The sequence below is a fragment of the Pseudomonas neuropathica genome, from assembly GCF_015461835.1.
Lineage (GTDB): Bacteria > Pseudomonadota > Gammaproteobacteria > Pseudomonadales > Pseudomonadaceae > Aquipseudomonas > Aquipseudomonas neuropathica.
Genome location: NZ_JACOPX010000002.1, coordinates 98,801 through 122,944, shown reverse-complemented (window position 1 = coordinate 122,944; position 24,144 = coordinate 98,801). Strand labels below are relative to the sequence as shown.

The window sequence follows — 24,144 nt, the reverse complement described above, 5'->3', positions numbered from 1 at the left end:
TCAAAGGGCGGTTTTAATCTCGACGCTTAGCGCAAACGTTCACTCAACCAGGCACCGATGTCGCGAATTTCCTCGGGTAACACTTCGTGCTCCATTGGGTATTCCTGCCATGTCACGGTGACACCATGCTTCACCAAATGCTCATAAGCACTGCGCCCCATCGAGTTCTGCACCACGCCATCGAACTGGCCGTGCAGGCATATCGCGGGAATCCGCTGCTGACTGGCTGACAGCTCCATCTCAGCACTGAAGGTCGGCGCATATGTCGACAACGCCAGCACACCACCCAACGGTCCCTGCCATTTCACAAAAGCGGTGTGCAACACCACCGCGCCACCCTGGGAAAACCCGGCGAGAAAGATCCGCGAGGCGTCTATTCCGCCGGCGCGCTCGTTTTCGATCAATTCAATGATGCGATCCGCCGACGCTTCCAGCTCTTCACGATCGATCGCGCGCGCCGGGCTCATGGCTTTAATGTCGTACCAGCTTGGCATGGCATATCCGCCATTTATCGTCACTGGACGAGTTGGCGCCTGTGGCAACACGAAGCGCGTGCTCAGCAGGCTTTCCTGCAATGCCTCGGCCACCGGCAGGAAGTCGTAACGGTCGGCGCCGAGGCCGTGCAGCCAGATCACGCAGGCGTCTGCGGGCTTAACAGGCTGAAGAATCAAGGGCTCGGTCATGTCTGCTCCAAAAATGTGCGGGCGCTCTCATTAAGTGCGTGGTTCGAGTGCGCGTCCGGTTGATCCGTTAAGAAGATGTCGCAAGGTTACAAGTTTTGCTATTGACCTGTCGCCGAATCGATTCGGCGAGCGGTGTGGTACGGGCTTTGCTATGGCTTGAACCGTGCAATAGATCTTGCGTGGGCGGTAACACTATCAGTGTACGACCCGCGACGGGATTGCAAAGAATCCGGTGATGGATGTTCGCCAATGGCCGCTACGGGCTTAGCGAATGTGAAAGGGCTACAGCCCGTTCGGCCGATTGGTGAGAAGTGAGTTGTCCATGATGTGGATTTTCTCCTACTAGACTCATAGCGAAGGTCTTACGTCGGTTGACCCCAAAAAAAGCCAACACGGGTCAACAACGCCTCAAAAGGGTGCGACTGGACTCAAGCTCCGACACAACAAGAGCAAAACTGGAGGTTTGAATGAAGATGTTGAAATCCACTCTGGCGATCGTGACTGCAGCAACAGTTCTCGGCGTCAGCGGGTTCGCTCAGGCGGGTGCAACCCTGGATGCCGTGCAGAAGAAAGGTTTCGTGCAGTGTGGCGTGAGCGACGGTCTGCCGGGCTTCTCGGTACCGGACGCAACCGGCAAGATCCTCGGGATCGACGCTGACGTCTGCCGCGCTGTGGCCGCTGCCGTATTCGGCGACGCGACCAAGGTCAAATTCAGTCAGTTGAACGCCAAAGAGCGCTTCACCGCGCTGCAATCGGGCGAGATCGACATCCTGTCGCGCAACACCACCATGACCAGTTCGCGTGACGCGGGCATGGGCCTGAAATTCCCGGGCTTCATTACCTACTACGACGGCATCGGTTTCCTGGTGAACAACAAGCTGGGCGTGAAAAGTGCCAAAGAGCTGGACGGTGCAACCATCTGCATCCAGGCCGGTACCACCACCGAGCTGAACGTTTCCGACTACTTCCGTGGCAACGGTCTGAAATACACCCCGATCACCTTCGACACCTCCGATGAAAGCGCCAAGTCGCTGGAATCCGGTCGTTGCGACGTGCTGACCTCCGACAAGTCCCAACTGTTCGCCCAGCGCTCCAAGCTGGCCTCGCCGAAGGACTACGTGGTTCTGCCGGAAACCATTTCCAAAGAACCGCTGGGCCCGGTCGTACGTAACGGTGACGACGAGTGGCTGGCCATTGTGCGCTGGGTTGGCTACGCGCTGCTCAACACCGAAGAAGCCGGCATCACTTCGAAGAACGTTGAAGCTGAAGCCAAGTCGACCAAGAACCCGGACGTTGCCCGTATGCTCGGTGCTGACGGCGAGTACGGCAAAGACCTGAAACTGCCGAAAGACTGGGTTGTGCAGATCGTTAAACAAGTCGGCAACTACGGCGAGATCTTCGAGAAAAACCTCGGCAAGAGCACTCCGCTGGAAATCGACCGCGGCTTGAACGCCCTGTGGAACAACGGCGGCATTCAGTACGCACCACCAGTGCGCTAATGGTTCTATCACCCGGCGGGCCAACCGCCGGGTGATGTTCTTGTTCCATTTCTTCCGGGGCACTTCATGCAAAATTCAATCGGCGCACCAAAGCAGAGGCTCAGCCTCAGCGATCCACGAGTGCGTGCGTGGCTATTCCAGATCATCACTGTTGTGGCGGTGGTCTCGCTGGGCTGGTACTTGTTCGACAACACGCAAACCAACCTCCAGCACCGGGGCATTACTTCCGGTTTCGGCTTTCTGGAGCGCAGTGCCGGATTCGGCATCGCTCAACACCTGATCGACTACACCGAAGCGGACAGCTATGCCCGCGTCTTTGTTATCGGTCTGCTCAACACCCTGTTGGTGACCGTGATCGGCGTGGTTCTGGCGACGATCCTCGGTTTCATCATCGGTGTGGCACGGCTGTCGCAGAACTGGATCATCAGCAAACTGGCGACCGTGTATGTGGAAGTGTTCCGCAACATTCCGCCGTTGCTGCAAATCCTGTTCTGGTACTTCGCGGTGTTCCTGACCATGCCGGGACCGCGCAACAGCCATAACTTCGGTGACACCTTCTTCGTCAGCAGCCGTGGCCTGAATATGCCTGCCGCGCTGGCGGCTGATGGTTTCTGGGCGTTCGCGATCAGCATCGTGGTGGCCATCGTCGGCATCGTGCTGATGTGCCGCTGGGCCAACAAGCGCTTTGAAGAAACCGGCGTGCCGTTCCACAAGTTCTGGGTCGGTCTGGCGATTCTGCTGGTGATCCCGACCTTGTGCGCATTGATCTTCGGTGCCCCGTTGCATTGGGAAATGCCGAAGCTGCAAGGCTTCAACTTTGTCGGCGGCTGGGTGCTGATCCCGGAACTGCTCGCCTTGACCCTGGCCCTGACCGTGTACACCGCGGCGTTCATCGCTGAGATCGTGCGTTCGGGCATCAAATCGGTCAGCCATGGCCAGACCGAAGCGGCGCGCTCGCTTGGCCTGCGCAACGGCCCGACCCTGCGCAAGGTGATCATTCCGCAAGCCCTGCGCGTGATCATTCCGCCACTGACCAGCCAATACCTCAATCTGGCGAAGAACTCCTCGCTGGCGGCCGGTATCGGTTACCCGGAAATGGTGTCGCTGTTCGCCGGCACCGTGCTCAACCAGACCGGTCAAGCCATCGAAGTGATTGCCATCACGATGAGCGTGTACCTGGCGATCAGTATCAGCATCTCTCTGCTGATGAACTGGTACAACAAGCGCATTGCGCTGATCGAGCGGTAAGGAAAAGCGCATGAGTACTCATACTTTCAAACCCGACATGCCCCCACCGAACAGCAGCATCGGCGTGGTGGCGTGGATGCGCGCGAACATGTTCTCCAGCTGGCTCAACACCCTGCTGACCCTGTTTGCGTTCTACCTGATCTACCTGGTGGTGCCACCGATCCTCAGTTGGGCGATTGTCGATGCCAACTGGGTCGGTACCACTCGCGCCGACTGCACCAAGGAGGGCGCCTGCTGGGTGTTCATTCAGCAGCGTTTTGGCCAGTTCATGTACGGCTACTACCCGACGGAGCTGCGCTGGCGCGTCGACCTGACCGTGTGGCTGGCGGTGATCGGCGCGGCGCCATTGTTCATCTCGCGTGTGCCGCGTAAAGCGATCTACGGGCTGAGCTTTCTGGTGCTGTATCCGATCATTGCCTTCACCTTGCTGCACGGCGGTTTTGGTCTGAGCAATGTGGCGACCAGCCAGTGGGGCGGCCTGATGCTGACCCTGGTCATCGCCACTGTCGGTATCGCCGGTGCGTTGCCGCTGGGGATTGTGCTGGCGCTGGGCCGTCGTTCGAACATGCCGGCGATTCGTGTGGTCTGCGTGACCTTCATCGAGTTCTGGCGCGGCGTGCCGTTGATCACTGTGCTGTTCATGTCCTCGGTGATGCTGCCGCTGTTCCTGCCTGAAGGCATGAACTTCGACAAACTGCTGCGGGCACTGATCGGCGTGATCCTGTTCCAGTCGGCCTATGTGGCCGAAGTGGTGCGTGGCGGTCTGCAAGCGATCCCTAAAGGTCAGTACGAAGCGGCCGCGGCGATGGGCCTCGGTTACTGGCGTTCGATGGGCCTGGTGATTCTGCCGCAAGCCCTGAAGCTGGTGATCCCCGGCATCGTCAACACCTTCATTGCGCTGTTCAAGGACACCAGCCTGGTGATCATCATCGGCCTCTTTGACCTGCTCAACAGCGTCAAACAAGCCGCTGCCGATCCGAAATGGCTGGGCATGGCCACCGAAGGCTACGTGTTCGCCGCCCTGGTGTTCTGGATTTTCTGTTTTGGTATGTCGCGCTATTCCATGCATCTGGAACGCAAGCTCGACACTGGCCACAAGCGTTAGGAGTTCTGTAAATGAGTGAAGCAATCAAAAAGCCTGTAGGTCCTGAAGGCATTATTCAGATGCAGGGCGTCAACAAGTGGTATGGCCAGTTCCACGTGCTCAAAGACATCAACCTCAACGTCAAACAAGGCGAGCGTATCGTCCTGTGCGGGCCGTCGGGTTCCGGTAAATCGACGACGATTCGTTGCCTCAATCGTCTGGAAGAACATCAGCAGGGCCGCATCGTCGTCGACGGTGTGGAACTGACCAACGACCTCAAGCAGATCGAAGCGATCCGCCGTGAAGTCGGCATGGTGTTCCAGCACTTCAACCTGTTCCCGCACCTGACCATTCTGCAGAACTGCACCCTGGCGCCGATGTGGGTACGCAAGATGCCCAAGCGCAAGGCCGAGGAAATCGCCATGCACTACCTGGAACGCGTACGCATTCCGGAGCAGGCGCATAAATTCCCGGGGCAACTGTCCGGTGGTCAGCAACAGCGTGTGGCGATCGCCCGCGCCCTGTGCATGAAACCGAAAATCATGCTGTTCGACGAACCGACTTCAGCGCTCGATCCGGAGATGGTGAAAGAGGTTCTGGACACCATGATCGGCCTGGCTGAAGACGGCATGACCATGCTTTGCGTAACTCACGAGATGGGCTTTGCCCGTACCGTGGCGAACCGCGTGATCTTCATGGACAAGGGTGAAATCGTTGAGCAGGCGGCGCCGAATGACTTCTTCGATAATCCGCAGAATGAGCGGACGAAGTTGTTCTTGAGTCAGATTTTGCATTGATGGTTTGTGAGTAAAACGAACCCGGCCTTGTGCCGGGTTTGTTTTTTGGAGTCAGGAAACGCTGAGGGTTTCGTGTTCCTTGTGTACGGTGTGCGTGAAACCTCGCAGGTCTGCGCCTTCAGCCAAGGTCTGGATATCGACGAGCATGTAGGGATGACGATCCAATAGACGCATCAGCAGCACCAATGCTTTGGGTGGAAGTAACTCGCCGCGTTCGTAGCGAGAGAATGCGTTATGCCCGCCACCAGAGAGCAGTTGCACCGTCTCTTTCTGCGTCAGGTGCAATTTGCGTCGAATACGTTTCATCTCGGCGCCGATCATTTGTCTGCCAGCGAGAACCAGCTCGTCACCGGCATCACAATAACGCTCAGCACTATCGGTGTCGAAATCCCATTCCACTTCACCGCACTTCTGGCACTCCCAACCAGATAGATCGTCTACACGGCGCTCCATGCCTTTGACACTCAGGGTTTCTCCGCGACCCTGAAAATGCCTCATTCCCTCACGTGCACCGCAGCTGACACATTGCTGGGTTTTCATGGGTTCTTCTCCTTGAAGGAGATTACCGGTGGGCTGCCGCCGGGGCGGTAGGTCACCTTGATGTAAATCTCCTGATCTCGTGAATTGATGTGATACACGTCTTGCCAGATTCGATGATCGTCATAAGTAGTCATCGATTTGTACAACATCCTGGTTTTTAGCTCGAAAACGATCTCTAGCATTTCGCTGAGATTGAAGCCGAGCTTCTCCGCTGATTTGACCGAAGCTTTGGTGAAAGCTTTTTGACCTAACCGCCTCACCTCAGCCTTGATCACCGCCAGCTCATAATGGGGTGTGTTCTTTTCCATAAGAAACCAAAACCCTGTCCCTGAAATTACCCTTAAAGGGTAATTTTGACCAATCGAAAATACCGCTTCATGTGTCTCCGATTGACCCTAGGTGGTTGCCGTCCTACACGGGTCTGACTAACATGTCAGAAAATTCATCCTATGATTGGATGAAAGGGAAAATCCTATGTCAGACATTTCTCCACTCATCAAACGATCCCTGGTCGATCAGGCCTTGGATCAACTCCGTCAGCGCATCAACAGCGGTGCCTGGCAAGTCGGCGAGCGATTGCCGACCGAACCCGAGCTGTGCGCCGAACTGGGCATTAGCCGCAACACCGTGCGCGAAGCCATGCGCGTGCTGGCGTTTTCCGGACTGATCGAGATTCGCCAGGGCGATGGCAGTTATTTGCGCGCCGTGGTCGATCCGCTCGACACGTTGAAAGCGCTGTCGCGCTGCTCGCTCGATCAGGCACGGGAAACCCGGCACATCCTCGAAGTCGAGGCCATCGGCTTGGCAGCGCTACGCCGTACCGACGAGGATCTCGTCGCATTGCGTGAAGCGCTCGGCACCAGCGGCAGCCACTACCACGGCGACCTCGACACCTACATTGCTTGCGATCTGGTGTTCCACCGTCGTCTGGTCGACGCCGCGCACAACCCGACCCTCAGCGAGCTGTATCGCTATTTCTCCAGCATCGTCGGCGCGCAATTGCGCCAGACCCTGAACATCGTCCCGCGCCGTCAGGAAGTGTTCGACTTGCATATCGAGTTACTCGATGCGGTCGAGCAACGCGACCCGGAACGGGCCAAAGCTTTGTCGAGGCAGTTGATCAATGAACCTTGAAACCGAGAAATCCATGTCCCGCAGTGAGATATCCACAACCCCCAAACGCACGGCAGAACTTGAAGAGCTGCTGATCGACGCCGAGGCTGACGACGAACAAGTGCAACAAAGCCATCCGCTGGTGCGCCGGCCGTGGCTGTTGCTGCTGGGTTTGATTCTGGTGGCGCTGAATTTGCGCCCGGCGCTGTCGAGCATGGCGCCGTTGCTCAGCGACGTTTCCAAAAACCTCGGCTTGTCGGCGGCTCAGGCCGGTTTGCTGACCACGTTGCCGGTGCTTTGCCTCGGTTTGTTTGCGCCACTGGCGCCGATTCTGGCGCGGCGTTTTGGCGCTGAGCGGGTGGTGCTGGGGATTTTGCTGACACTGGCTGGCGGGATCATTTTGCGCAGCAACTTTGGCGAGATCGGCTTGTTCGCCGGCAGCGTATTGGGCGGCGCGAGCATTGGCATCATCGGTGTTCTGCTGCCGGGGATCGTCAAGCGCGACTTCGCCAAACACGCCGGCACCATGACCGGCGTCTACACCATGGCGCTGTGCCTGGGCGCAGCGATGGCGGCCGGTTCCAGCGTGCCGCTCAGTGAGCACTTCGGTGGTAGCTGGGCGATGGGCCTGGGTTTCTGGGTGATTCCGGCGCTGGTTGCGGCGGTGTTCTGGCTGCCGCAAGTCGGGCAGAAACATGGCGCGCACAACGTCGCCTATCGCGTTCGCGGGTTATTACGTGATCCGCTGGCCTGGCAGGTGACCTTGTACATGGGCCTGCAATCGTCGCTGGCCTACATTGTGTTCGGCTGGTTGCCGTCGATCCTGATTGGTCGCGGCCTGACGCCGACCCAGGCCGGTCTGGTGTTGTCCGGTTCGGTGATCATCCAGCTCGCCAGTTCGTTAGCCGCACCGTGGCTGGCGACGCGCGGCAAGGATCAGCGTCTGGCGATCGTCGTGGTCATGGCGCTGACTCTTGGCGGGCTGTTCGGTTGCCTGTACGCGCCGATCGAAGGCCTGTGGGGCTGGGCGATTCTGTTGGGGCTGGGGCAGGGCGGTACGTTCAGTCTGGCGTTGACGTTGATCGTACTGCGTTCGCGTGATTCGCATGTTGCGGCGAATCTGTCGAGCATGTCTCAGGGTTTCGGTTACACGTTGGCGTCGATGGGACCGTTTGCGGTCGGCGTGGTGCATGACTGGACCGGCGGCTGGAATGCCGTGGGCTGGATCTTCGGCATCATTGGCACCGGTGCGATCATCGCCGGCCTCGGCGCCGGGCGTGCGTTGTACGTGCAAGTGCAAAGCGAAAAAATCTGACGCGGTTCAAACTGTAGGAGTGAGCCTGCTCGCGACAGCTTTATACCAGTCAACGTTGCGCTGACTGACACACCGCTATCGCGAGCAGGCTCACTCCTACATGGGTTTTGTGTACAGCGGGTATTCGGTTTACGAATGCCGATAGTGTTTCTGCGCATTGCAGATTATGGTGCTGGCACTCTGTACCTATTTTGGAGTTTGCCCATGAGCGAAGCCCACGCCGCGTTGATCACCCGCTTCTACCAGGCCTTCCAGCGCCTCGATGCCGAAGCCATGGCCGCCTGCTACACCGACGACGTCGTGTTCAGTGATCCGGCCTTCGGCGAACTGCGCGGACGCGATGCCGGCGACATGTGGCGCATGCTCACCACTCGGGCCAAAGACTTCTCGCTGACCTTCGACAACGTCCGCGTCGATGAGCGCAGCGGTGGCGCACATTGGGTCGCGACTTATCTGTTCAGCCAGACCGGTAACATCGTCATCAACGATATCCAGGCCCGCTTCGTCTTCCGTGACGGCAAGATCTGCGAGCACCACGATCACTTCGACCTGTGGCGCTGGTCGCGTCAGGCCCTCGGTTTCAAAGGCCTGCTGCTGGGCTGGACACCACTGGTGCGCAACGCCGTACGCGCTCAGGCGTTGAAGGGACTGAAGGCATTTCAGTCCGGTCGCTGATAAGATCGCCGCCTGTTTTCCTACACGTTCAGATCCCGAAGTGACCAGCCTTAGCGAAAAATCTGTCGATGTGGCCGAACCGGTGAGCAAGTCCTGGTTCGTCTACCTCGTTCGCGCCGCCAATGGCTCGTTGTACTGCGGAATCAGCGACGACCCGGTGCGCCGTTTCGCCAAGCATCAAAGCGGCAAGGGCGCGCGGTTCTTCCTCTCCAGCCCGGCGATGGCGCTGGTTTATACCGAACTGTGCCGCGACAAGAGCGATGCGCTGCGCCAGGAACGTTTGATCAAAAAACTCAGGAAGAGCGCCAAGGAATGTCTGGTTGCGTCTTATCAATCTGACTGATTGGTTCCCATCAGGCAGATCTGTAGGCTGCTAAGCAAATGCACGCTAAGCTGCTGGCTCACTATCTGAGCGGCGGAGCCGAGCATGTCCGAGTTGATTCTCCACCATTACCCGACCTCTCCATTTGCCGAGAAGGCCCGTCTGCTGCTGGGCTTCAAAGGCTTGTCGTGGCGCTCGGTGCATATTTCGCCGGTGATGCCGAAACCGGATCTGACCGCCCTGACCGGTGGCTATCGCAAGACCCCGGTGTTGCAGATTGGCGCTGACATCTACTGCGACACGTCGTTGATCGCTCGTCGTCTCGAGCAAGAAAAGGCTTTGCCAGCGTTCTTCCCCGAAGGTCAGGAGTTCACCACCGCCAGTTTCGCCACGTGGGCTGACTCGGTAGTGTTCCAGCATGCGGTGAGTCTGGTGTTCCAGCCGGAATCTGTGGCCGTGCGTTTTGCCAAGTTGCCGCCGGAGGCGATCAAAGCGTTTATTGCCGACCGCGCCGGTTTGTTCTCGGGCGGCAGTGCCACACGTCTGTCCGCCGAACAGGCCAAGCATCAATGGCCGACGATCATGGCGCGGCTGGAGCAGCAGTTGCAGCGCGAGCAAGGCGACTTCCTTTTTGGCGAGCCGTCGATTGCTGACTTCGCATTGGCGCATCCGCTGTGGTTCCTCAAGGCGACGCATGTGACGGCGCCGCTGGTGGATGAGTATCCGGCGGTTTCGGCGTGGCTGAGTCGAGTACTGGGCTTTGGTCATGGCGCGGCGAGTGCGATGACCTCCGAGGAGGCGCTTGAGGTTGCACGCAACGCGACACCGGCGGCATTGCCGGATGAGCAGTTTGTTGATCCGAACGGCTTCAAGGCTGGCCAGCAGGTGGCAGTCTCGGCGACGGATTACGGGGTTGATCCGGTGGTCGGTGAGCTGCTGTTTGCCGGTCGCGAAGAGTTGATCATTCGTCGTGAAGACGAACGTGGCGGTGTGGTGCATGTGCACTTCCCGCGATTCGGTTTCCGTATCGAAGCACGCTGATCTCTCAAGTCTGATGCAAAACTTTGTAGGAGTGAGCCTGCTCGCGATAGCGGTGTGTCAATCGGCGGATTTATCGACTGACACACCGCTATCGCGAGCAGGCTCACTCCTACAGGTCATTTCAGGGCGGCGAGGATTTCGTCCGGGTCAAAACCGCGAATCAACGTGCCATTCACATCGATCAACGGAATCCCGCGTCCACCCAATGCCTCATACGCCTTGCGCGCCTCGGCATCCTTCTCGATATCGAACTCCTTGAACGCAATCCCTTTGCTGTCGAGAAAGCGTTTGGTCTGCTTGCAGTAGCCGCACCAGTCAGTGGCGTAGAGCACGACATTGGCCTGCGCCCGTGTCTGCTCCGAGACCATCTGCGACGGGTTGAACAGCCGCTCGATCTTGCCCCAGTTCTGATAGACCACGACCACCAGCAGAACCAGAGCGACCTTCTTCAGCACATTGCCGAGCATCAGTTACGCCGCTTCAACTGATCGGTGAGCGACGTTGGCAGGCCCTTGATCACCAAGGTGCCAGCCTCTTCGTCGTACTCGATCTTCGAACCCAGCAGGTGTGCTTCAAAGCTGATCGACAGGCCTTCGGCGCGGCCGGTGAAACGGCGGAACTGGTTGAGAGTGCGTTTATCCGCAGGAATCTCCGGCGACAGGCCGTAGTCCTTGTTGCGAATGTGATCATAGAAGGCTTTCGGACGCTCTTCGTCGATCAGCTCCGAGAGCTCTTCCAGGCCCATCGGTTCGCCGAGTTTGGCCTGACTGCTGGCGTAATCGACCAGGGTCTTGGTCTTCTCGCGGGCGGAGTCTTCCGGCAGGTCTTCGCTTTCGACGAAGTCACTGAAAGCCTTGAGCAGCGTGCGGGTCTCGCCCGGGCCGTCGACGCCTTCCTGGCAACCGATGAAGTCGCGGAAGTACTCGGAGACCTTTTTGCCGTTCTTGCCTTTGATGAACGAGATGTACTGCTTGGACTGCTTGTTGTTCTGCCACTCGGACACGTTGATCCGCGCCGCCAGGTGTAACTGGCCGAGGTCGAGGTGGCGCGAAGGGGTCACGTCCAGCTCATCGGTCACCGCCACGCCTTCGCTGTGGTGGAGCAGGGCGATGGCCAGGTAATCGGTCATGCCTTGCTGATAGTGGGCGAACAACACGTGACCGCCGACCGACAGGTTCGACTCTTCCATCAGCTTCTGCAGGTGCTCGACCGCGACTTTGCTGAACGCGGTGAAGTCCTTGCTGCCTTCCATGTATTCCTTCAGCCAGCCGCTGAACGGGAACGCGCCGGACTCCGGATGGAACAGGCCCCAGGCTTTGCCCTGTTTGGCGTTATAGCTCTCGTTGAGGTCGGCGAGCATGTTCTCGATGGCTGCAGACTCGGCCAGTTCCGTGTCGCGGGCGTGCAGAACTGCGGGCGTGCCGTCGGGTTTTTTGTCGATCAGGTGGACGATGCAATGACGGATCGGCATGGGCTTCTCGGCTGTTGGAAGGGAGGAGGGCAGGCTCCCCCGAAAAAGCGCTAAGTGTACCCGAATCTCCGGTCGAGACTCTCCGTAGGAGCTGCCGAAGGCTGCGATCTTTTGATCTTGTTTTCTTGAAAAGCCAGATCAAAAGATCGCAGCCTTCGGCAGCTCCTACAGGGGGTTGTAGGGCAAAACCGGGGCGCGCACTGACGCATATGCAGTTTTTTACCGATTTAGCGCAATAAAGCTGACCAAATGGGTAGCTAGAGGCGGATATTTCCCCGTCTCTGTGCTAGTTTTGCCCGGTCTTACGCGAAGTCACTGCGTTAAGCGTGCAATCAGCATTTGTCAGGTCGAACCAAACCCTGATTTCGGCATCTATAACCCGACTCGTCGTGGTTATCGCCGAGGGTGCCAGATCCAGAAGATCGGGCTCGATGGCTGACACTGCACTCTGCAATCCATATGAATTTGATAGGGAAGGAACACTACATGGCTCTTACTAAAGACCAACTGATCGCCGACATCGCTGAAGCTATCGACGCGCCGAAAACCACCGCGCGTAACGCTCTGGACCAACTGGGCCAAATCGTTGCCGATCAGCTGGAAAACGGCGGCGAAATCACCTTGCCAGGTATCGGCAAGCTGAAAGTGACCGAGCGTCCTGCCCGCACTGGCCGTAACCCTTCGACTGGCGCTGCCATCGAAATCCCTGCTAAGAAAGTGATCAAGCTGGTTGTGGCCAAAGGCCTGACCGACGCTGTGAACAAGTAAGACGCAGCGATAAAAAAACCGTGCACCGGAGTGATCCGGGCACGGTTTTTTTGTGCCTGCGATTTGGCGAGGAATGACACCGCCTGTAGGAGCTGTCGAGTGAAACGAGGCTGCGATCTTTTGATCTTGTTCTTCGGGATCAAGATCAAAAGATCGCAGCGTGCCGCAGCTCCTACAGGGGCCTCTGCGCAGCTATCAGCGAACCCAGCGCTCGCGGCGCCAGATCTGCTGCTCGGACTTGGTCTGGAAGGTCCAGGCCACAAAGCGGCTCTGCTTCTGGCCCTGAGACATTTCCACGACCTGGCTTTCCAGTACGCCGGCCTTTTTCAGCGCGGTTTCGATGGCCGGCAGGTTCGACGCTTTCGACACCAGCGTGCTGAACCACAGCACTTTATGCTGGAAGTTGGCACTCTCGGCGATCAGTTGCGTCACGAAACGCGCCTCGCCACCTTCACACCACAGCTCCGCCGACTGGCCACCGAAGTTCAGTACCGGCAGTTTGCGTTTCGGGTCAGCCTTGCCCAGTGCGCGCCATTTGCGCTCGCTGCCCTTGGTCGCCTCGTCCATCGAGGCGTGGAACGGCGGGTTGCACATGGTCAGGTCAAAGCGCTCGCCCGGCTCCAGCAAGCCAATCAGGATGTGCTTGCGGTTTTCCTGCTGGCGCAGCTGGATAACCTTGCTCAGGTCGTTGGACTGGACGATGGCTTTGGCTGCGGCCACGGCGGTCGGATCGATCTCCGAACCGAGGAAGTGCCAGCGGTATTCGCTGTTACCGATCAGCGGATACACGCAGTTGGCGCCCATGCCGATGTCCAGCACGTTGACGATCGCGCCGCGCGGGACCTTGCCGTCGTTCATGCTCGCCAGCAAATCCGCGAGGAAGTGCACGTAATCGGCACGGCCCGGTACAGGCGGGCAGAGGTAGTCTGCCGGAATGTCCCAATGCTGGATGCCATAAAACGACTTGAGCAGCGCCCGGTTGAAAACGCGCACCGCATCGGGGCTGGCGAAGTCGATGCTTTCCTTGCCGTACGGGTTGGTGATCACGAACTTCGCCAGTTCCGGCGTGGTTTTGATCAGCGCCGGGAAGTCGTAACGACCCTGATGGCGATTGCGCGGGTGCAGGCTGGCCTTTTCACGCGGCTCGACGGTCTTGGCCGGGGTCGCGGAATCAGGCTTCTTGCGCGCAGGTTTGGGTGTGCGGGGGGCGTTCATGGGCGTGGTCGATTCGGGTATGGCTGAAAGTGGCGGGTATTGTCCCACATTGACGAGCTATGCGCCGATCCCATGTAGGAGCTGCCGCAGGCTGCGATCTTTTGATCTTGGTTTTTAAAAGCCAGATCAAAAGATCGCAGCCTGCGGCAGCTCCTACAGGGGGGAAGTGGCGGGAATGAAAAAAGGAGGCCACCTGGGCCTCCCTTCTTCATTGCGATTTGCCCTTACAGGCTGGCAATCCGCGCGTGCTGCTCGGCCAGTTTGCCCAAGGCTTGTTCAGCCTCGGCCAGTTTGGCGCGTTCCTTCTCGATGACTTCGGCCGGGGCCTTGTCGACGAAACCGGCGTTGGACAATTTGCCGCCGACGCGCTGGACTTCGCCCTGCAAACGCAGGATTTCCTTGTCCAGACGCGCCAGTTCAGCGCCCTTGTCGATCAGGCCGGCCATTGGTACCAGCACTTCCATCTCGCCAACCAGTGCGGTGGCGGACAGCGGCGCTTCTTCGCCGGCCTGCAGAACGGTGATCGATTCCAGACGCGCCAGTTTCTTCAGCAGCGCTTCGTTCTCGGTCAGACGGCGCTGGTCTTCAGCGCTGACGTTCTTCAGGTAGATCGGCAGTGGCTTGCCCGGGCCAATGTTCATTTCGCCACGGATGTTACGCGTGCCGAGCATCAGTTCCTTGAGCCATTCGATGTCGTCTTCGGCAGCCGGATCGATGCGCTCTTCGTTGGCCACTGGCCACGCTTGCAGCATGATCGTCTTGCCCTGAATACCAGCCAGCGGCGCGATGCGCTGCCAGATTTCTTCAGTGATGAACGGCATGAACGGATGCGCCAGGCGCAGTGCCACTTCCAGTACGCGAACCAGCGTACGGCGAGTGCCGCGCTGACGTTCAACCGGTGCGTTCTCGTCCCACAGCACAGGCTTGGACAGCTCCAGGTACCAATCGCAGTACTGGTTCCAGATGAACTCGTACAGCGCTTGTGCTGCCAGGTCGAAACGGAATTGATCCAGCTGACGGGTCACTTCGGCTTCAGTGCGTTGCAGTTGCGAGATGATCCAGCGATCCGCCAGCGACAGCTCGTAGGCTTCGCCGTTCTGGCCGCAGTCTTCGCCCTTGTCCAGAACATAACGCGCGGCGTTCCAGATCTTGTTGCAGAAGTTGCGATAGCCTTCGACGCGGCCCATGTCGAACTTGATGTCGCGACCGGTCGAGGCCAGCGAGCAGAAGGTGAAGCGCAGGGCGTCGGTGCCGTAGCTGGCGATGCCGTCGGCGAATTCGTCGCGGGTCTGCTTCTCGATCTTCTTCGCCAGTTTCGGCTGCATCAGGCCGGAGGTGCGTTTCTGCACCAGTTCTTCCAGCTCGATACCGTCGATGATGTCCAGCGGATCCAGAACGTTGCCCTTGGACTTGGACATCTTCTGGCCCTGGCCATCGCGCACCAGACCGTGCACGTAAACGGTCTTGAACGGAACCTGCGGCGTGCCGTCCTCGTTCTTGATCAGGTGCATGGTCAGCATGATCATCCGGGCAACCCAGAAGAAAATGATGTCGAAGCCCGTCACCAGCACGTCGGTGGAGTGGAATTTCTTCAGGAATTCGGTCTGCTCAGGCCAACCCAGAGTGGAGAACGTCCACAGGCCGGAACTGAACCAGGTGTCGAGTACGTCGTTGTCCTGTTGCAGCGCCACGTCCGGGCCGAGGTTGTGCTTGGCGCGCACTTCGGCTTCGTCGCGACCAACGTAGACCTTGCCCGACTCGTCGTACCAGGCCGGAATCCGGTGGCCCCACCACAGCTGACGGCTGATGCACCAGTCCTGGATGTCGCGCATCCACGAGAAGTACATGTTTTCGTACTGCTTCGGCACGAACTGGATGCGGCCATCTTCAACGGCAGCAATCGCAGGCTCGGCCAGCGGTTTGGTCGACACGTACCACTGGTCAGTCAGCCACGGCTCGATGATGGTGCCGGAGCGGTCGCCTTTCGGCACTTTCAGGCCGTGGTCGTTGACGCTGACCAGCAGGCCGGCGGCGTCGAACGCAGCCACGATTTGCTTGCGCGCTTCGAAACGCTCAAGGCCGGCGTACTCAGCCGGAATCGCGCCATCGATGCTGTCGTTCAGCGTACCGTCGAGGTTGAACACCTGGGCGGCTGGCAGCACGTTAGCGTTCTTGTCGAAGATGTTCAGCAGCGGCAGGTTGTGGCGCTTGCCGACTTCGTAGTCGTTGAAATCGTGGGCCGGGGTGATTTTCACGCAGCCGGTGCCGAATTCAGGATCGCAGTAATCGTCGGCGATGATCGGGATGCGGCGGCCAACCAGTGGCAGCTCGACAAACTTGCCGATCAGGGCCTGGTAGCGCTCATCGTTCGGGTTCACCGCAACGGCGGAGTCGCCGAGCATGGTTTCCGGACGGGTGGTCGCGACGATCAGGAAATCGTTGCCTTCAGCGGTTTTCACGCCGTCAGCCAGCGGGTACTTCAGGTTCCACAGGAAACCTTTCTCGTCGTGGTTTTCCACTTCGAGGTCGGAAATCGCCGTGTGCAGTTTGGTGTCCCAGTTGACCAGACGCTTGCCGCGATAGATCAGACCGTCTTCGTGCAGGCGCACGAACGCTTCTTTGACCGCTTCCGAGAGGCCGTCGTCCATGGTGAAGCGCTCGCGGCTCCAGTCGACGGACGAGCCGAGGCGGCGGATCTGACGGCTGATGTTGCCGCCGGACTGATCCTTCCACTCCCAGACTTTCTCGAGGAACTTCTCGCGGCCCAGATCGTGACGATTCTGGCCGGTGGCTTCCAGTTGACGCTCCACCAGCATCTGCGTGGCGATACCGGCGTGGTCGGTGCCCGGCTGCCACAGGGTATTGCGACCCTGCATGCGGCGGAAACGGATCAGGGCGTCCATGATCGCGTTGTTGAAACCGTGACCCATGTGCAGGCTGCCGGTGACGTTCGGCGGCGGGATCATGATGGTGTAGGAGTCGCCCGCGCCTTGCGGGGCGAAGTAGTTCTCGGACTCCCAGGTGTTGTACCAGGAAGTTTCAATGGCGTGCGGCTGGTAGGTCTTATCCATGCGCGGCGGGACCCTATTGGCATTAATTCAGGAAAAGCCGACGAGTATAGCGGGGCATGGGGCCGAGGGCGAGCGGGGCGGGCCGGATGGAGATCTAAATGTAGGAGCTGCCGAAGGCTGCGATCTTTTGATCTTGTCTTTAAAAAACAAAGGTCAAAAGATCGCAGCCTGCGGCAGCTCCTACACGGGGTACGTTATTCGTATTGGCTGAGCAGTCGTTCCATGCGTGCATCGAGCCGGCGCTTGATTTCGGTTTCGATGTGCGGTGCGAAGTCATCGATCACGTCTTGCATGATCAATTGCGCGGCGGCGCGCAGTTCGCTGTCCAGGTGGAGCAGGGCGTCCGGGCCTTTGGCAGCGGTCGCAGTCGGGGCGGCGGGTGTCGGGGCTGGCGCGGGTGGTGGTTCGACAGCAGCCGGCTCGTTGCCGACCGAATCAAACAACATCGGAATCTGTTCCTGTTCGCCATCGTCGACCGTGTCGGTCAACAGCGGTGGTTGCAGGTTGTCATCGCCGAGCAACTGGCGGATCGATTCAAGATCATCCAACAGGTGTGCGGACTTTTGTTGCGGTTTCGGAGTGTCCATTGGAATGCTCAGAGTCGCTGTAAACGGTGGTCTTGCAGAGGATAGCCCTGTTCGCGGTAGAAACGGAAACTCTCCCGCGCGGCCGCCCGAATTGTCGGATCTTCCACCACCACCTCCGCCACACGGGCGAATTTGCTGGCGAAGGCCGGGACTTTCAGGTCGAGGTTGACCAGCAAATCCTGGTGCTGACCGCAGTCATCACCCAATCCCAACACAATCAAACCGTCCGGTTCGCTGTCAGCCGGGCCATGCGGCACGAACGTTTCGCCCTTGAATGCCCACAAGCGCGCATCGAGATCGTCGCGCTGAGCGGCATCGCTGCAATGCAGGTAGATGCGATGGCCCATGCGCCAGGCTTTCTCGGTGAGCTTGCAGGCAAAGTCCAGGCGCGCCGAAGGGTCAGCGCTGGGCAGGATATAGAAGTCGACTTTGGTCATTGCGGTTCCAGAGCAGCAAGCGGCGTCACCCGAAGGTAACGCCGCCCGTCAGCGGGTTCAGGCTTTGGCGCGATCCAGCAGGTACTGGGTCAGCAGAGGCACCGGACGGCCGGTGGCGCCCTTGTCCTTGCCGCCGCTTGTCCATGCGGTGCCCGCGATGTCCAGGTGCGCCCAGTTGAGGTTCTTGGTGAAGCGCGACAGGAAACAAGCGGCAGTGATGGTGCCGGCTTTCGGCCCGCCGATGTTGGCGATGTCGGCGAACGGGCTGTCCAGTTGCTCCTGGTATTCGTCGAACAGCGGCAATTGCCAGGCGCGGTCGTCGGCAGTCTGGCCAGCGCTCAACAGTTGGCTGATCAGTTCGTCGTTGTTGCCCAGCAGGCCCGAGGTGTGTGCGCCCAGTGCCACGACGCAAGCGCCGGTCAGAGTGGCGATGTCGATCACCGCTTGCGGCTTGAAACGCTCGGAGTAGGTCAGCGCGTCGCACAGCACCAGACGGCCTTCGGCGTCGGTGTTGAGGATTTCCACGGTCTGGCCGCTCATGGTGGTGACGATGTCGCCCGGACGGGTCGCGTTGCCGCTCGGCATGTTTTCCGCGCAGGCGAGGATGCACACCAGGTTGATTGGCAGTTTCAGCTCAAGCACGGCACGCAGGGTACCGAACACGGAGGCTGCGCCGCCCATGTCGTACTTCATTTCGTCCATGCCGGCACCCGGTTTCAGGCTGATGCCGCCAGTGTCGAAGGTGATGCCTTTACCAACCAGCGCGTACGGCTTCTCGGATTTCTTGCCGCCGTTGTATTGCATGACGATCAGGCGCGGCGGTTGCTCGCTGCCTTGGCCGACGGCGTAGAACGAGCCCATGCCCAGGGATTTGATCTTCTTCTCGTCGAGGACTTCGACTTTCAGATCCTTGAACTCTTTGCCCAGATTCTTGGCTTGTTCGCCGAGGAAGGTCGGGTGGCAGATGTTCGGCGGCAGGTTGCCCAGATCGCGGGTGAAGGCCATGCCATTGGCAATCGCGGTCGCGTGATTCACCGCGCGCTGCACTTCGGCCTGAGCAGCCTTGATGGTCAGCAGGGTGATTTTCTTCAGGGCGCGCGGTTCGGCTTTCTGGCTCTTGAACTGGTCGAAGGTGTATTCGCCATCGACCAGGGTTTCTGCCAGCAGACGGGTTTTGCCGTAGCTGTCGCGGTTTTTGACAATAACTTCATCCAGCGCCAGCACGGCGTCGCTGCCGCCCAGACCCTTCAGGGTGTTGAGGATGCCGGCCACGATTTTACGGAATGGACGGTCGCCCAGTTCCTCATCCTTGCCCACGCCGACCAGCAGCACGCGCTCGGCTTTCAGGTTCGGCAGGCTGTGCAGCAGCAGGCTTTGACCGACTTTACCAGCCAGATCGCCACGCTTGAGGACGGCGCTGAGCGCGCCACCGCTCAGTTCGTCGACTTGTTTGGCGGCGACACCGAGTTTGCGGCCTTCGCCGACGGCAACCACCAGGGTGGCGGTTTTCAACGTTTCTGGGCTAACGCTTTTTACAACCAGTTCCATGTCCGGATCCCTGAATGAATGGTCAACACGCAGGCGTTCGACGCTGTTCGCAGTCGCCTGCTTATAGAGAGAAGAGGCGCAGGCCAAAGCCTGCGACAAGGGCCGCAGTTTGAACCTCGCTCCCCGCGCCTGACAACCCTAGGGGGTGTTCTCAATTAGTTTTCACACCGCGTTGTAGCCTTAAAGCCAGCCAGGCAAGGCGCAGGCCGCTGGGAATGGTTGTTCCCTTTCCAAGGCTTGCAACGCAGACTGGCCGGCTTTAAGGCACAACCCGAAGGGCCGGGCCTGCTGTTGTGCAGGGCTGCGTTGCTCGAAGCTTATTTGGAATGACCAAACCACGCTTCTCGCGCCTTGCCCTGCACAACAGCAGACCCGGCGCGGTGTGAAAACTAATTGAGAACGCCCCCTAGGTTGTACGATCTGCAAAGGATTACAGACATGGATGAGTGTGCGCAGTGACAGGCGCCCTCAATCACAGGATAATGCCGCATCTTTTTTCGACGGCTCTGCGTTGCGGGCCGGTCGATGTGTTTGCTTGTTTGGCCGCCTTAGCCTGACAACCCTGGAGTGTCTGGTTTGATCGTCTTCCGTTATCTGTCCCGCGAAGTCCTGTTGACCCTCAGCGCCGTGAGTGCTGTGCTGCTGGTCATCATCATGAGCGGTCGCTTCATCAAATATCTGGCTCAGGCCGCTGCCGGCCAGCTCGATCCGGGCTCGTTGTTCCTGATCATGGGCTATCGCCTGCCGGGTTTCATGCAGCTGATTCTGCCGCTGGGTCTGTTCCTCGGGATCCTGCTGGCCTACGGTCGCCTGTATCTGGAAAGCGAGATGACCGTGCTGTCGGCCACTGGCATGAGTCAGCAGAAGCTGTTTCGCATGACGCTGTTCCCGGCGACGCTGGTGGCACTGGTGGTGGCATGGCTGAGCCTGGGCCTCGCCCCGCAAGGCGCCAATCAATTCCAGTTGCTGCTGAACAAGCAAGACGCCCTGACCGAATTCGACACCCTCGAGCCGGGTCGCTTTCAGGCCCTGCGTGATGGCACTCGGGTCACCTATACCGAGACCTTGAGCGACGATCGCGTCAATCTGGGCAGCGTATTCATTTCGCAGAAGAACCTCGGTGCCGATCAAAAGGATCGCGGGATTTCCGTGCTGGTGGCCGAAAGCGGTCGCCAGGAAGTGCGTCCCGACGGCAACCGCTACCTGATCCTCGATAACGGCTACCGCTACGACGGCAGCCCGGGTCAGGCCGATTACCGCGCTATTCATTACGAAACCTACGGTGTGCTGCTGCCCAAGCCAGACGTCAGCGAAGAAGTCACCGACCGTGACGCCATGCCGACCTCGTCTCTGTTGGGCAGCGATGACATCCGCTCGAAAACCGAACTGCAATGGCGTGTGTCCCTGCCGCTACTGGTGTTTATCGTGACCCTGATGGCGGTGCCGCTGTCGCGCGTCAATCCGCGCCAAGGGCGTTTCCTCAAGCTGCTGCCGGCGATTCTTCTTTATATGGCTTACCTGACCATTCTGATTGCCGCCCGCGGCGCCCTTGAAAAAGGCAAGATCCCGCCAGCCCTGGGCCTGTGGTGGGTACATGCGATCTTCCTGTTCATCGGTCTCGGTTTGCTTTATTGGGAGCCGCTGCGTCTGAAGATGGCCAGCCGTCGCGCTGCCGCGCTGGAGGTGGCCCGTGGTTAAACTCGACCGCTATATCGGCAGCAGCGTGTTCATGGCGATCATCGCCGTGCTGGCAATCATTCTCGGTCTGGCAACCTTGTTTGCCTTCATCGATGAGATGGGCGACGTCAGCGACACCTACACCCTTGTCGATGTCCTCAGCTTCGTGTTGCTGACCGCGCCACGCCGTCTCTACGAAATGCTGCCGATGGCGGCGTTGATCGGTTGCCTGATCGGGCTCGGCAGTCTGGCCAGTAGCAGTGAGCTGACCGTCATGCGCGCCGCTGGCGTGTCCATCGGCCGTATTGTCTGGGCTGTCATGAAGCCAATGCTGGTGCTGATGCTGGCCGGTGTGCTGATCGGCGAATATGTCGCGCCGGCGACCGAAAGCATGGCCCAGGCCAATCGCTCGCTGGCGCAAGGCAGCGGCGACGCGCAAAGCGCCAAGCACGGTATGTGGCACCGTCAAGGTGAAGAGTTCATCCACATCAACGCCGTGCAACCCAACGGCCTGCTGTATGGCGTGACCCGTTATCACTTCGACAAAGAGCGTCACCTGCTGAGTTCGAGTTTCGCCAAGAAGGCCGAGTTCGACGGCAATAAGTGGCAGCTCACCGACGTTGCCACCACGCTGTTCCATGAACGCAGCACTGAAGTCGTCAATACCCCGAGCGAGCAATGGGACGTGGCGTTGAGCCCGCAATTGCTCAGCACTGTGATCATGGCACCGGAATCGCTGTCGATCAGTGGTTTGTGGGGCTACATCCACTATCTGTCCGAGCAGGGCCTGAGCAACGGCCGCTACTGGCTGGCATTTTGGGTCAAGGTGTTGCAGCCGCTGGTGACCGCAGCACTGGTGCTTATGGCGATCTCCTTCATTTTCGGTCCGCTGCGCTCGGTAACCCTCGGTCAGCGGGTGTTTACCGGCGTGCTGGTGGGCTTCACCTTCCGTATCGTCCAGGATTTACTCGGCCCGTCGAGCCTGGTGTTCGGTTTCTCGCCGCTGTTTGCGGTGCTGGTGCCGGCCGGGGTCTGTGCGCTGGCGGGTGTCTGGCTGCTGCGAAGAGCCGGTTGATGACAGGCGATTGACCTGTGTTTTAAACCTCGAAAACGCCTCGGTCGACAGATCGGGGCGTTTTTGCATGCAATCCGGGTGACAGGCGAACGTGACGCTTGCGCCGTGTATCAGGTACAATTCCCGGCTATTTTTCGGCGGGCCATGCCTGCAGCCTTTTTGAGTGTTGATCCGTGAGTGATTTGAGTCATATCCGCAATTTCTCCATCATCGCCCACATTGACCATGGCAAGTCGACGCTGGCCGATCGCTTCATCCAGATGTGCGGCGGCCTGGCCGAGCGTGAAATGGAAGCCCAGGTGCTGGACTCCATGGACCTGGAACGTGAACGCGGGATCACCATCAAGGCCCACAGCGTCACCCTTTATTACACCGCCAAAGACGGCATCAAGTACCAGCTGAACTTCATCGACACCCCGGGTCACGTCGACTTCACCTACGAAGTCAGCCGTTCCCTGGCAGCGTGTGAAGGTGCACTGTTGGTGGTCGATGCCGGTCAAGGCGTTGAAGCCCAGTCCGTGGCCAACTGCTACACCGCGATCGAGCAGGGCCTTGAAGTCATGCCGGTGCTGAACAAGATCGACCTGCCGCAGGCTGATCCTGATCGCGTAAAAGACGAAATCGAGAAAATCATCGGCATTGATGCCACCGACGCCGTCACCTGCAGTGCCAAAACCGGCCTGGGTGTCGACGAAGTGCTCGAGCGCCTGGTGCATACCATTCCTGCGCCGACCGGCAACATTGAAGATCCGCTGCAAGCGTTGATCATCGACTCGTGGTTCGACAACTACCTGGGCGTTGTTTCCCTGGTACGTGTACGTCATGGCCGCGTGAAGAAGGGCGACAAGATCCTCGTCAAGTCCACCGGCAAGATCCATCTGGTCGACAGCGTGGGTGTGTTCAACCCGAAACACACCGCCACCACTGATTTGAAAGCCGGCGAAGTGGGCTTCATCATCGCCAGCATCAAGGACATTCACGGTGCACCGGTCGGTGACACCCTGACCCTGGCCTCGACCCCGGACGTTGAAGTGCTGCCCGGCTTCAAACGCATTCAGCCACAGGTTTACGCCGGTCTGTTCCCGGTCAGTTCCGACGACTTCGAGGACTTCCGCGAAGCGCTGCAGAAGCTGACCCTCAACGACTCGTCGTTGCAGTACACCCCGGAAAGCTCCGACGCACTGGGCTTCGGCTTCCGTTGCGGCTTCCTTGGCATGTTGCACATGGAAATCATCCAGGAGCGCCTCGAGCGCGAGTACGACCTGGACCTGATCACCACTGCGCCAACGGTAATTTTCGAGCTGGTGCTGAAAACCGGTGAAACGATTTACGTCGACAACCCATCCAAGCTACCGGATGTGTCGTCGATCGAAGACATGCGTGAGCCGATCGTGCGGGCCAACATTCTGGTGCCGCAGGAACACTTGGGCAACGTCATCACCCTGTGCATCGAGAAGCGTGGCGTTCAAGTCGACATGCTGTTCCTCGGCAATCAGGTGCAGGTCACCTACGACCTGCCGATGAACGAAGTGGTCCTGGACTTCTTCGACCGTCTCAAATCCACCAGCCGCGGCTATGCTTCGCTGGATTACCATTTCGATCGTTACCAATCGGCTAATCTGGTGAAACTGGACGTGCTGATCAACGGCGACAAGGTCGATGCCCTGGCGTTGATCGTGCACCGTGACAACTCGCACTACAAAGGTCGCCAGTTGACCGAGAAGATGAAAGAACTGATTCCTCGTCAGATGTTCGACGTAGCCATTCAGGCCGCCATCGGTGGTCAGATCGTTGCCCGGACAACCGTCAAGGCGCTCAGAAAGAACGTATTGGCCAAATGCTACGGCGGTGACGTCAGCCGTAAGAAGAAACTGCTCGAGAAGCAAAAGGCCGGTAAGAAACGCATGAAGCAGGTCGGCAATGTGGAAATTCCACAAGAAGCCTTCCTCGCAGTGCTCAGGTTGGATAGTTAGGTCCT

Annotated in this window: 23 protein-coding genes; 13 read left to right on the top strand and 10 right to left on the bottom strand. The window is 59.0% G+C overall.

Going from position 1 to position 24,144, the window contains the following annotated elements:
* Positions 1-26: 26 nt before the first annotated feature.
* Positions 27-683 carry an alpha/beta hydrolase gene (locus tag H8F23_RS02625; protein ID WP_194933319.1) on the bottom strand — a complete coding sequence of 219 codons (657 nt, stop codon included), beginning with the start codon at positions 681-683 and terminating at the stop codon, positions 27-29.
* A gap of 467 nt (positions 684-1,150) precedes the next feature.
* Here H8F23_RS02625 and H8F23_RS02620 point away from each other — a divergent pair, with 467 nt between their 5' ends.
* From H8F23_RS02620 to H8F23_RS02605, 4 genes are all read left to right on the top strand, one after another.
* Entirely contained in the window at positions 1,151-2,182 is a 1,032-nt protein-coding gene (locus H8F23_RS02620; RefSeq protein ID WP_007914328.1) for an amino acid ABC transporter substrate-binding protein, read from the top strand.
* A gap of 66 nt (positions 2,183-2,248) precedes the next feature.
* Positions 2,249-3,430, top strand: a complete 1,182-nt coding sequence (locus H8F23_RS02615) for an amino acid ABC transporter permease (RefSeq protein WP_194933317.1) — start codon at positions 2,249-2,251, stop codon at positions 3,428-3,430.
* A 10-nt stretch (positions 3,431-3,440) separates the two neighbouring features.
* Positions 3,441-4,535: an amino acid ABC transporter permease gene (locus H8F23_RS02610; RefSeq protein WP_093436977.1), complete on the top strand. Its 1,095-nt coding sequence runs from the start codon at positions 3,441-3,443 to the stop codon at positions 4,533-4,535.
* Positions 4,536-4,546: 11 nt separating this feature from the next.
* On the top strand, positions 4,547-5,311 hold the full coding sequence (locus H8F23_RS02605) for an amino acid ABC transporter ATP-binding protein (protein ID WP_008080191.1): 765 nt from the start codon (positions 4,547-4,549) through the stop codon (positions 5,309-5,311).
* Between the two features lie 51 nt (positions 5,312-5,362).
* Here H8F23_RS02605 and H8F23_RS02600 read toward each other — a convergent pair whose 3' ends face one another.
* Positions 5,363-5,851 (bottom strand): type II toxin-antitoxin system MqsA family antitoxin, encoded by a 489-nt coding sequence (locus tag H8F23_RS02600; protein WP_064393290.1) that lies wholly within the window; start codon positions 5,849-5,851, stop codon positions 5,363-5,365.
* The gene (locus H8F23_RS02595; protein ID WP_064393289.1) at positions 5,848-6,159 is read right to left on the bottom strand and encodes a type II toxin-antitoxin system MqsR family toxin; all 312 of its coding nucleotides are present in this window, start codon (positions 6,157-6,159) and stop codon (positions 5,848-5,850) included. Before H8F23_RS02595 ends, H8F23_RS02600 begins: the two co-directional genes overlap by 4 nt.
* 166 nt (positions 6,160-6,325) lie before the next feature.
* Between H8F23_RS02595 and H8F23_RS02590 the strand changes: the two genes are divergently transcribed.
* From H8F23_RS02590 to H8F23_RS02570, 5 genes are all read left to right on the top strand, one after another.
* Complete coding sequence (locus H8F23_RS02590; RefSeq protein ID WP_150650168.1) at positions 6,326-6,985, top strand: FadR/GntR family transcriptional regulator; 660 nt, start codon at positions 6,326-6,328, stop codon at positions 6,983-6,985.
* Positions 6,975-8,279 (top strand): CynX/NimT family MFS transporter, encoded by a 1,305-nt coding sequence (locus tag H8F23_RS02585; RefSeq protein ID WP_194933316.1) that lies wholly within the window; start codon positions 6,975-6,977, stop codon positions 8,277-8,279. The genes H8F23_RS02590 and H8F23_RS02585 overlap by 11 nt, the downstream gene beginning before the upstream one ends.
* Positions 8,280-8,483: 204 nt before the next feature.
* The gene (locus tag H8F23_RS02580) at positions 8,484-8,954 is read left to right on the top strand and encodes a nuclear transport factor 2 family protein (protein ID WP_194933314.1); all 471 of its coding nucleotides are present in this window, start codon (positions 8,484-8,486) and stop codon (positions 8,952-8,954) included.
* A 40-nt stretch (positions 8,955-8,994) separates the two neighbouring features.
* Positions 8,995-9,297, top strand: a complete 303-nt coding sequence (locus H8F23_RS02575; protein ID WP_008083651.1) for a GIY-YIG nuclease family protein — start codon at positions 8,995-8,997, stop codon at positions 9,295-9,297.
* A gap of 84 nt (positions 9,298-9,381) precedes the next feature.
* Positions 9,382-10,317 carry a glutathione S-transferase family protein gene (locus tag H8F23_RS02570; RefSeq protein ID WP_194933313.1) on the top strand — a complete coding sequence of 312 codons (936 nt, stop codon included), beginning with the start codon at positions 9,382-9,384 and terminating at the stop codon, positions 10,315-10,317.
* Between the two features lie 116 nt (positions 10,318-10,433).
* On the opposite strand, the gene H8F23_RS02565 is transcribed toward H8F23_RS02570, so the two are convergent.
* On the bottom strand, positions 10,434-10,784 hold the full coding sequence (locus H8F23_RS02565; RefSeq protein WP_093436950.1) for a glutaredoxin family protein: 351 nt from the start codon (positions 10,782-10,784) through the stop codon (positions 10,434-10,436).
* Positions 10,784-11,788 (bottom strand): nucleoid-associated protein YejK, encoded by a 1,005-nt coding sequence (gene yejK, locus H8F23_RS02560; protein ID WP_095050956.1) that lies wholly within the window; start codon positions 11,786-11,788, stop codon positions 10,784-10,786. Before yejK ends, H8F23_RS02565 begins: the two co-directional genes overlap by 1 nt.
* 486 nt (positions 11,789-12,274) lie before the next feature.
* Here yejK and H8F23_RS02555 point away from each other — a divergent pair, with 486 nt between their 5' ends.
* The gene (locus tag H8F23_RS02555) at positions 12,275-12,556 is read left to right on the top strand and encodes an HU family DNA-binding protein (RefSeq protein ID WP_003221909.1); all 282 of its coding nucleotides are present in this window, start codon (positions 12,275-12,277) and stop codon (positions 12,554-12,556) included.
* A 195-nt stretch (positions 12,557-12,751) separates the two neighbouring features.
* Here H8F23_RS02555 and rlmF read toward each other — a convergent pair whose 3' ends face one another.
* From rlmF to H8F23_RS02530, 5 genes are all read right to left on the bottom strand, one after another.
* Positions 12,752-13,771: a 23S rRNA (adenine(1618)-N(6))-methyltransferase RlmF gene (rlmF, locus tag H8F23_RS02550; RefSeq protein ID WP_007909052.1), complete on the bottom strand. Its 1,020-nt coding sequence runs from the start codon at positions 13,769-13,771 to the stop codon at positions 12,752-12,754.
* A 224-nt stretch (positions 13,772-13,995) separates the two neighbouring features.
* On the bottom strand, positions 13,996-16,842 hold the full coding sequence (locus H8F23_RS02545; RefSeq protein WP_194933312.1) for a valine--tRNA ligase: 2,847 nt from the start codon (positions 16,840-16,842) through the stop codon (positions 13,996-13,998).
* A gap of 194 nt (positions 16,843-17,036) precedes the next feature.
* Positions 17,037-17,429 (bottom strand): DNA polymerase III subunit chi, encoded by a 393-nt coding sequence (locus tag H8F23_RS02540; RefSeq protein WP_194933309.1) that lies wholly within the window; start codon positions 17,427-17,429, stop codon positions 17,037-17,039.
* 8 nt (positions 17,430-17,437) lie between these two features.
* Positions 17,438-17,866, bottom strand: a complete 429-nt coding sequence (locus H8F23_RS02535) for a DNA polymerase III subunit chi (protein ID WP_007909049.1) — start codon at positions 17,864-17,866, stop codon at positions 17,438-17,440.
* Between the two features lie 57 nt (positions 17,867-17,923).
* A complete protein-coding gene (locus H8F23_RS02530) occupies positions 17,924-19,414 on the bottom strand; it encodes a leucyl aminopeptidase (protein ID WP_194933308.1) in 1,491 nt (496 codons plus the stop codon).
* A 576-nt stretch (positions 19,415-19,990) separates the two neighbouring features.
* Here H8F23_RS02530 and lptF point away from each other — a divergent pair.
* From lptF to lepA, 3 genes are all read left to right on the top strand, one after another.
* Positions 19,991-21,112, top strand: a complete 1,122-nt coding sequence (gene lptF / locus H8F23_RS02525) for an LPS export ABC transporter permease LptF (RefSeq protein WP_194933307.1) — start codon at positions 19,991-19,993, stop codon at positions 21,110-21,112.
* Positions 21,105-22,166, top strand: a complete 1,062-nt coding sequence (lptG, locus tag H8F23_RS02520) for an LPS export ABC transporter permease LptG (protein WP_194933306.1) — start codon at positions 21,105-21,107, stop codon at positions 22,164-22,166. Before lptF ends, lptG begins: the two co-directional genes overlap by 8 nt.
* Before the next feature lie 173 nt (positions 22,167-22,339).
* Entirely contained in the window at positions 22,340-24,139 is a 1,800-nt protein-coding gene (lepA, locus tag H8F23_RS02515; protein WP_008083639.1) for a translation elongation factor 4, read from the top strand.
* Positions 24,140-24,144: the final 5 nt, after the last annotated feature.

Bases quoted from the DNA above. Each gene is read 5' to 3' on its own strand.
- H8F23_RS02590 (WP_150650168.1), top strand. From the start codon at position 6,326: ATGTCAGACATTTCTCCACTCATCAAACGATCCCTGGTCGATCAGGCC.
- H8F23_RS02615 (WP_194933317.1), top strand. From the start codon at position 2,249: ATGCAAAATTCAATCGGCGCACCAAAGCAGAGGCTCAGCCTCAGCGAT.
- H8F23_RS02620 (WP_007914328.1), top strand. From the start codon at position 1,151: ATGAAGATGTTGAAATCCACTCTGGCGATCGTGACTGCAGCAACAGTT.
- H8F23_RS02555 (WP_003221909.1), top strand. From the start codon at position 12,275: ATGGCTCTTACTAAAGACCAACTGATCGCCGACATCGCTGAAGCTATC.
- H8F23_RS02530 (WP_194933308.1), bottom strand. From the start codon at position 19,414: ATGGAACTGGTTGTAAAAAGCGTTAGCCCAGAAACGTTGAAAACCGCC.
- rlmF (WP_007909052.1), bottom strand. From the start codon at position 13,771: ATGAACGCCCCCCGCACACCCAAACCTGCGCGCAAGAAGCCTGATTCC.
- H8F23_RS02545 (WP_194933312.1), bottom strand. From the start codon at position 16,842: ATGGATAAGACCTACCAGCCGCACGCCATTGAAACTTCCTGGTACAAC.
- H8F23_RS02580 (WP_194933314.1), top strand. From the start codon at position 8,484: ATGAGCGAAGCCCACGCCGCGTTGATCACCCGCTTCTACCAGGCCTTC.
- H8F23_RS02585 (WP_194933316.1), top strand. From the start codon at position 6,975: ATGAACCTTGAAACCGAGAAATCCATGTCCCGCAGTGAGATATCCACA.
- H8F23_RS02600 (WP_064393290.1), bottom strand. From the start codon at position 5,851: ATGAAAACCCAGCAATGTGTCAGCTGCGGTGCACGTGAGGGAATGAGG.
- H8F23_RS02540 (WP_194933309.1), bottom strand. From the start codon at position 17,429: ATGGACACTCCGAAACCGCAACAAAAGTCCGCACACCTGTTGGATGAT.
- H8F23_RS02535 (WP_007909049.1), bottom strand. From the start codon at position 17,866: ATGACCAAAGTCGACTTCTATATCCTGCCCAGCGCTGACCCTTCGGCG.
- H8F23_RS02625 (WP_194933319.1), bottom strand. From the start codon at position 683: ATGACCGAGCCCTTGATTCTTCAGCCTGTTAAGCCCGCAGACGCCTGC.
- H8F23_RS02595 (WP_064393289.1), bottom strand. From the start codon at position 6,159: ATGGAAAAGAACACACCCCATTATGAGCTGGCGGTGATCAAGGCTGAG.
- yejK (WP_095050956.1), bottom strand. From the start codon at position 11,788: ATGCCGATCCGTCATTGCATCGTCCACCTGATCGACAAAAAACCCGAC.
- H8F23_RS02570 (WP_194933313.1), top strand. From the start codon at position 9,382: ATGTCCGAGTTGATTCTCCACCATTACCCGACCTCTCCATTTGCCGAG.
- H8F23_RS02610 (WP_093436977.1), top strand. From the start codon at position 3,441: ATGAGTACTCATACTTTCAAACCCGACATGCCCCCACCGAACAGCAGC.
- H8F23_RS02605 (WP_008080191.1), top strand. From the start codon at position 4,547: ATGAGTGAAGCAATCAAAAAGCCTGTAGGTCCTGAAGGCATTATTCAG.
- H8F23_RS02565 (WP_093436950.1), bottom strand. From the start codon at position 10,784: ATGCTCGGCAATGTGCTGAAGAAGGTCGCTCTGGTTCTGCTGGTGGTC.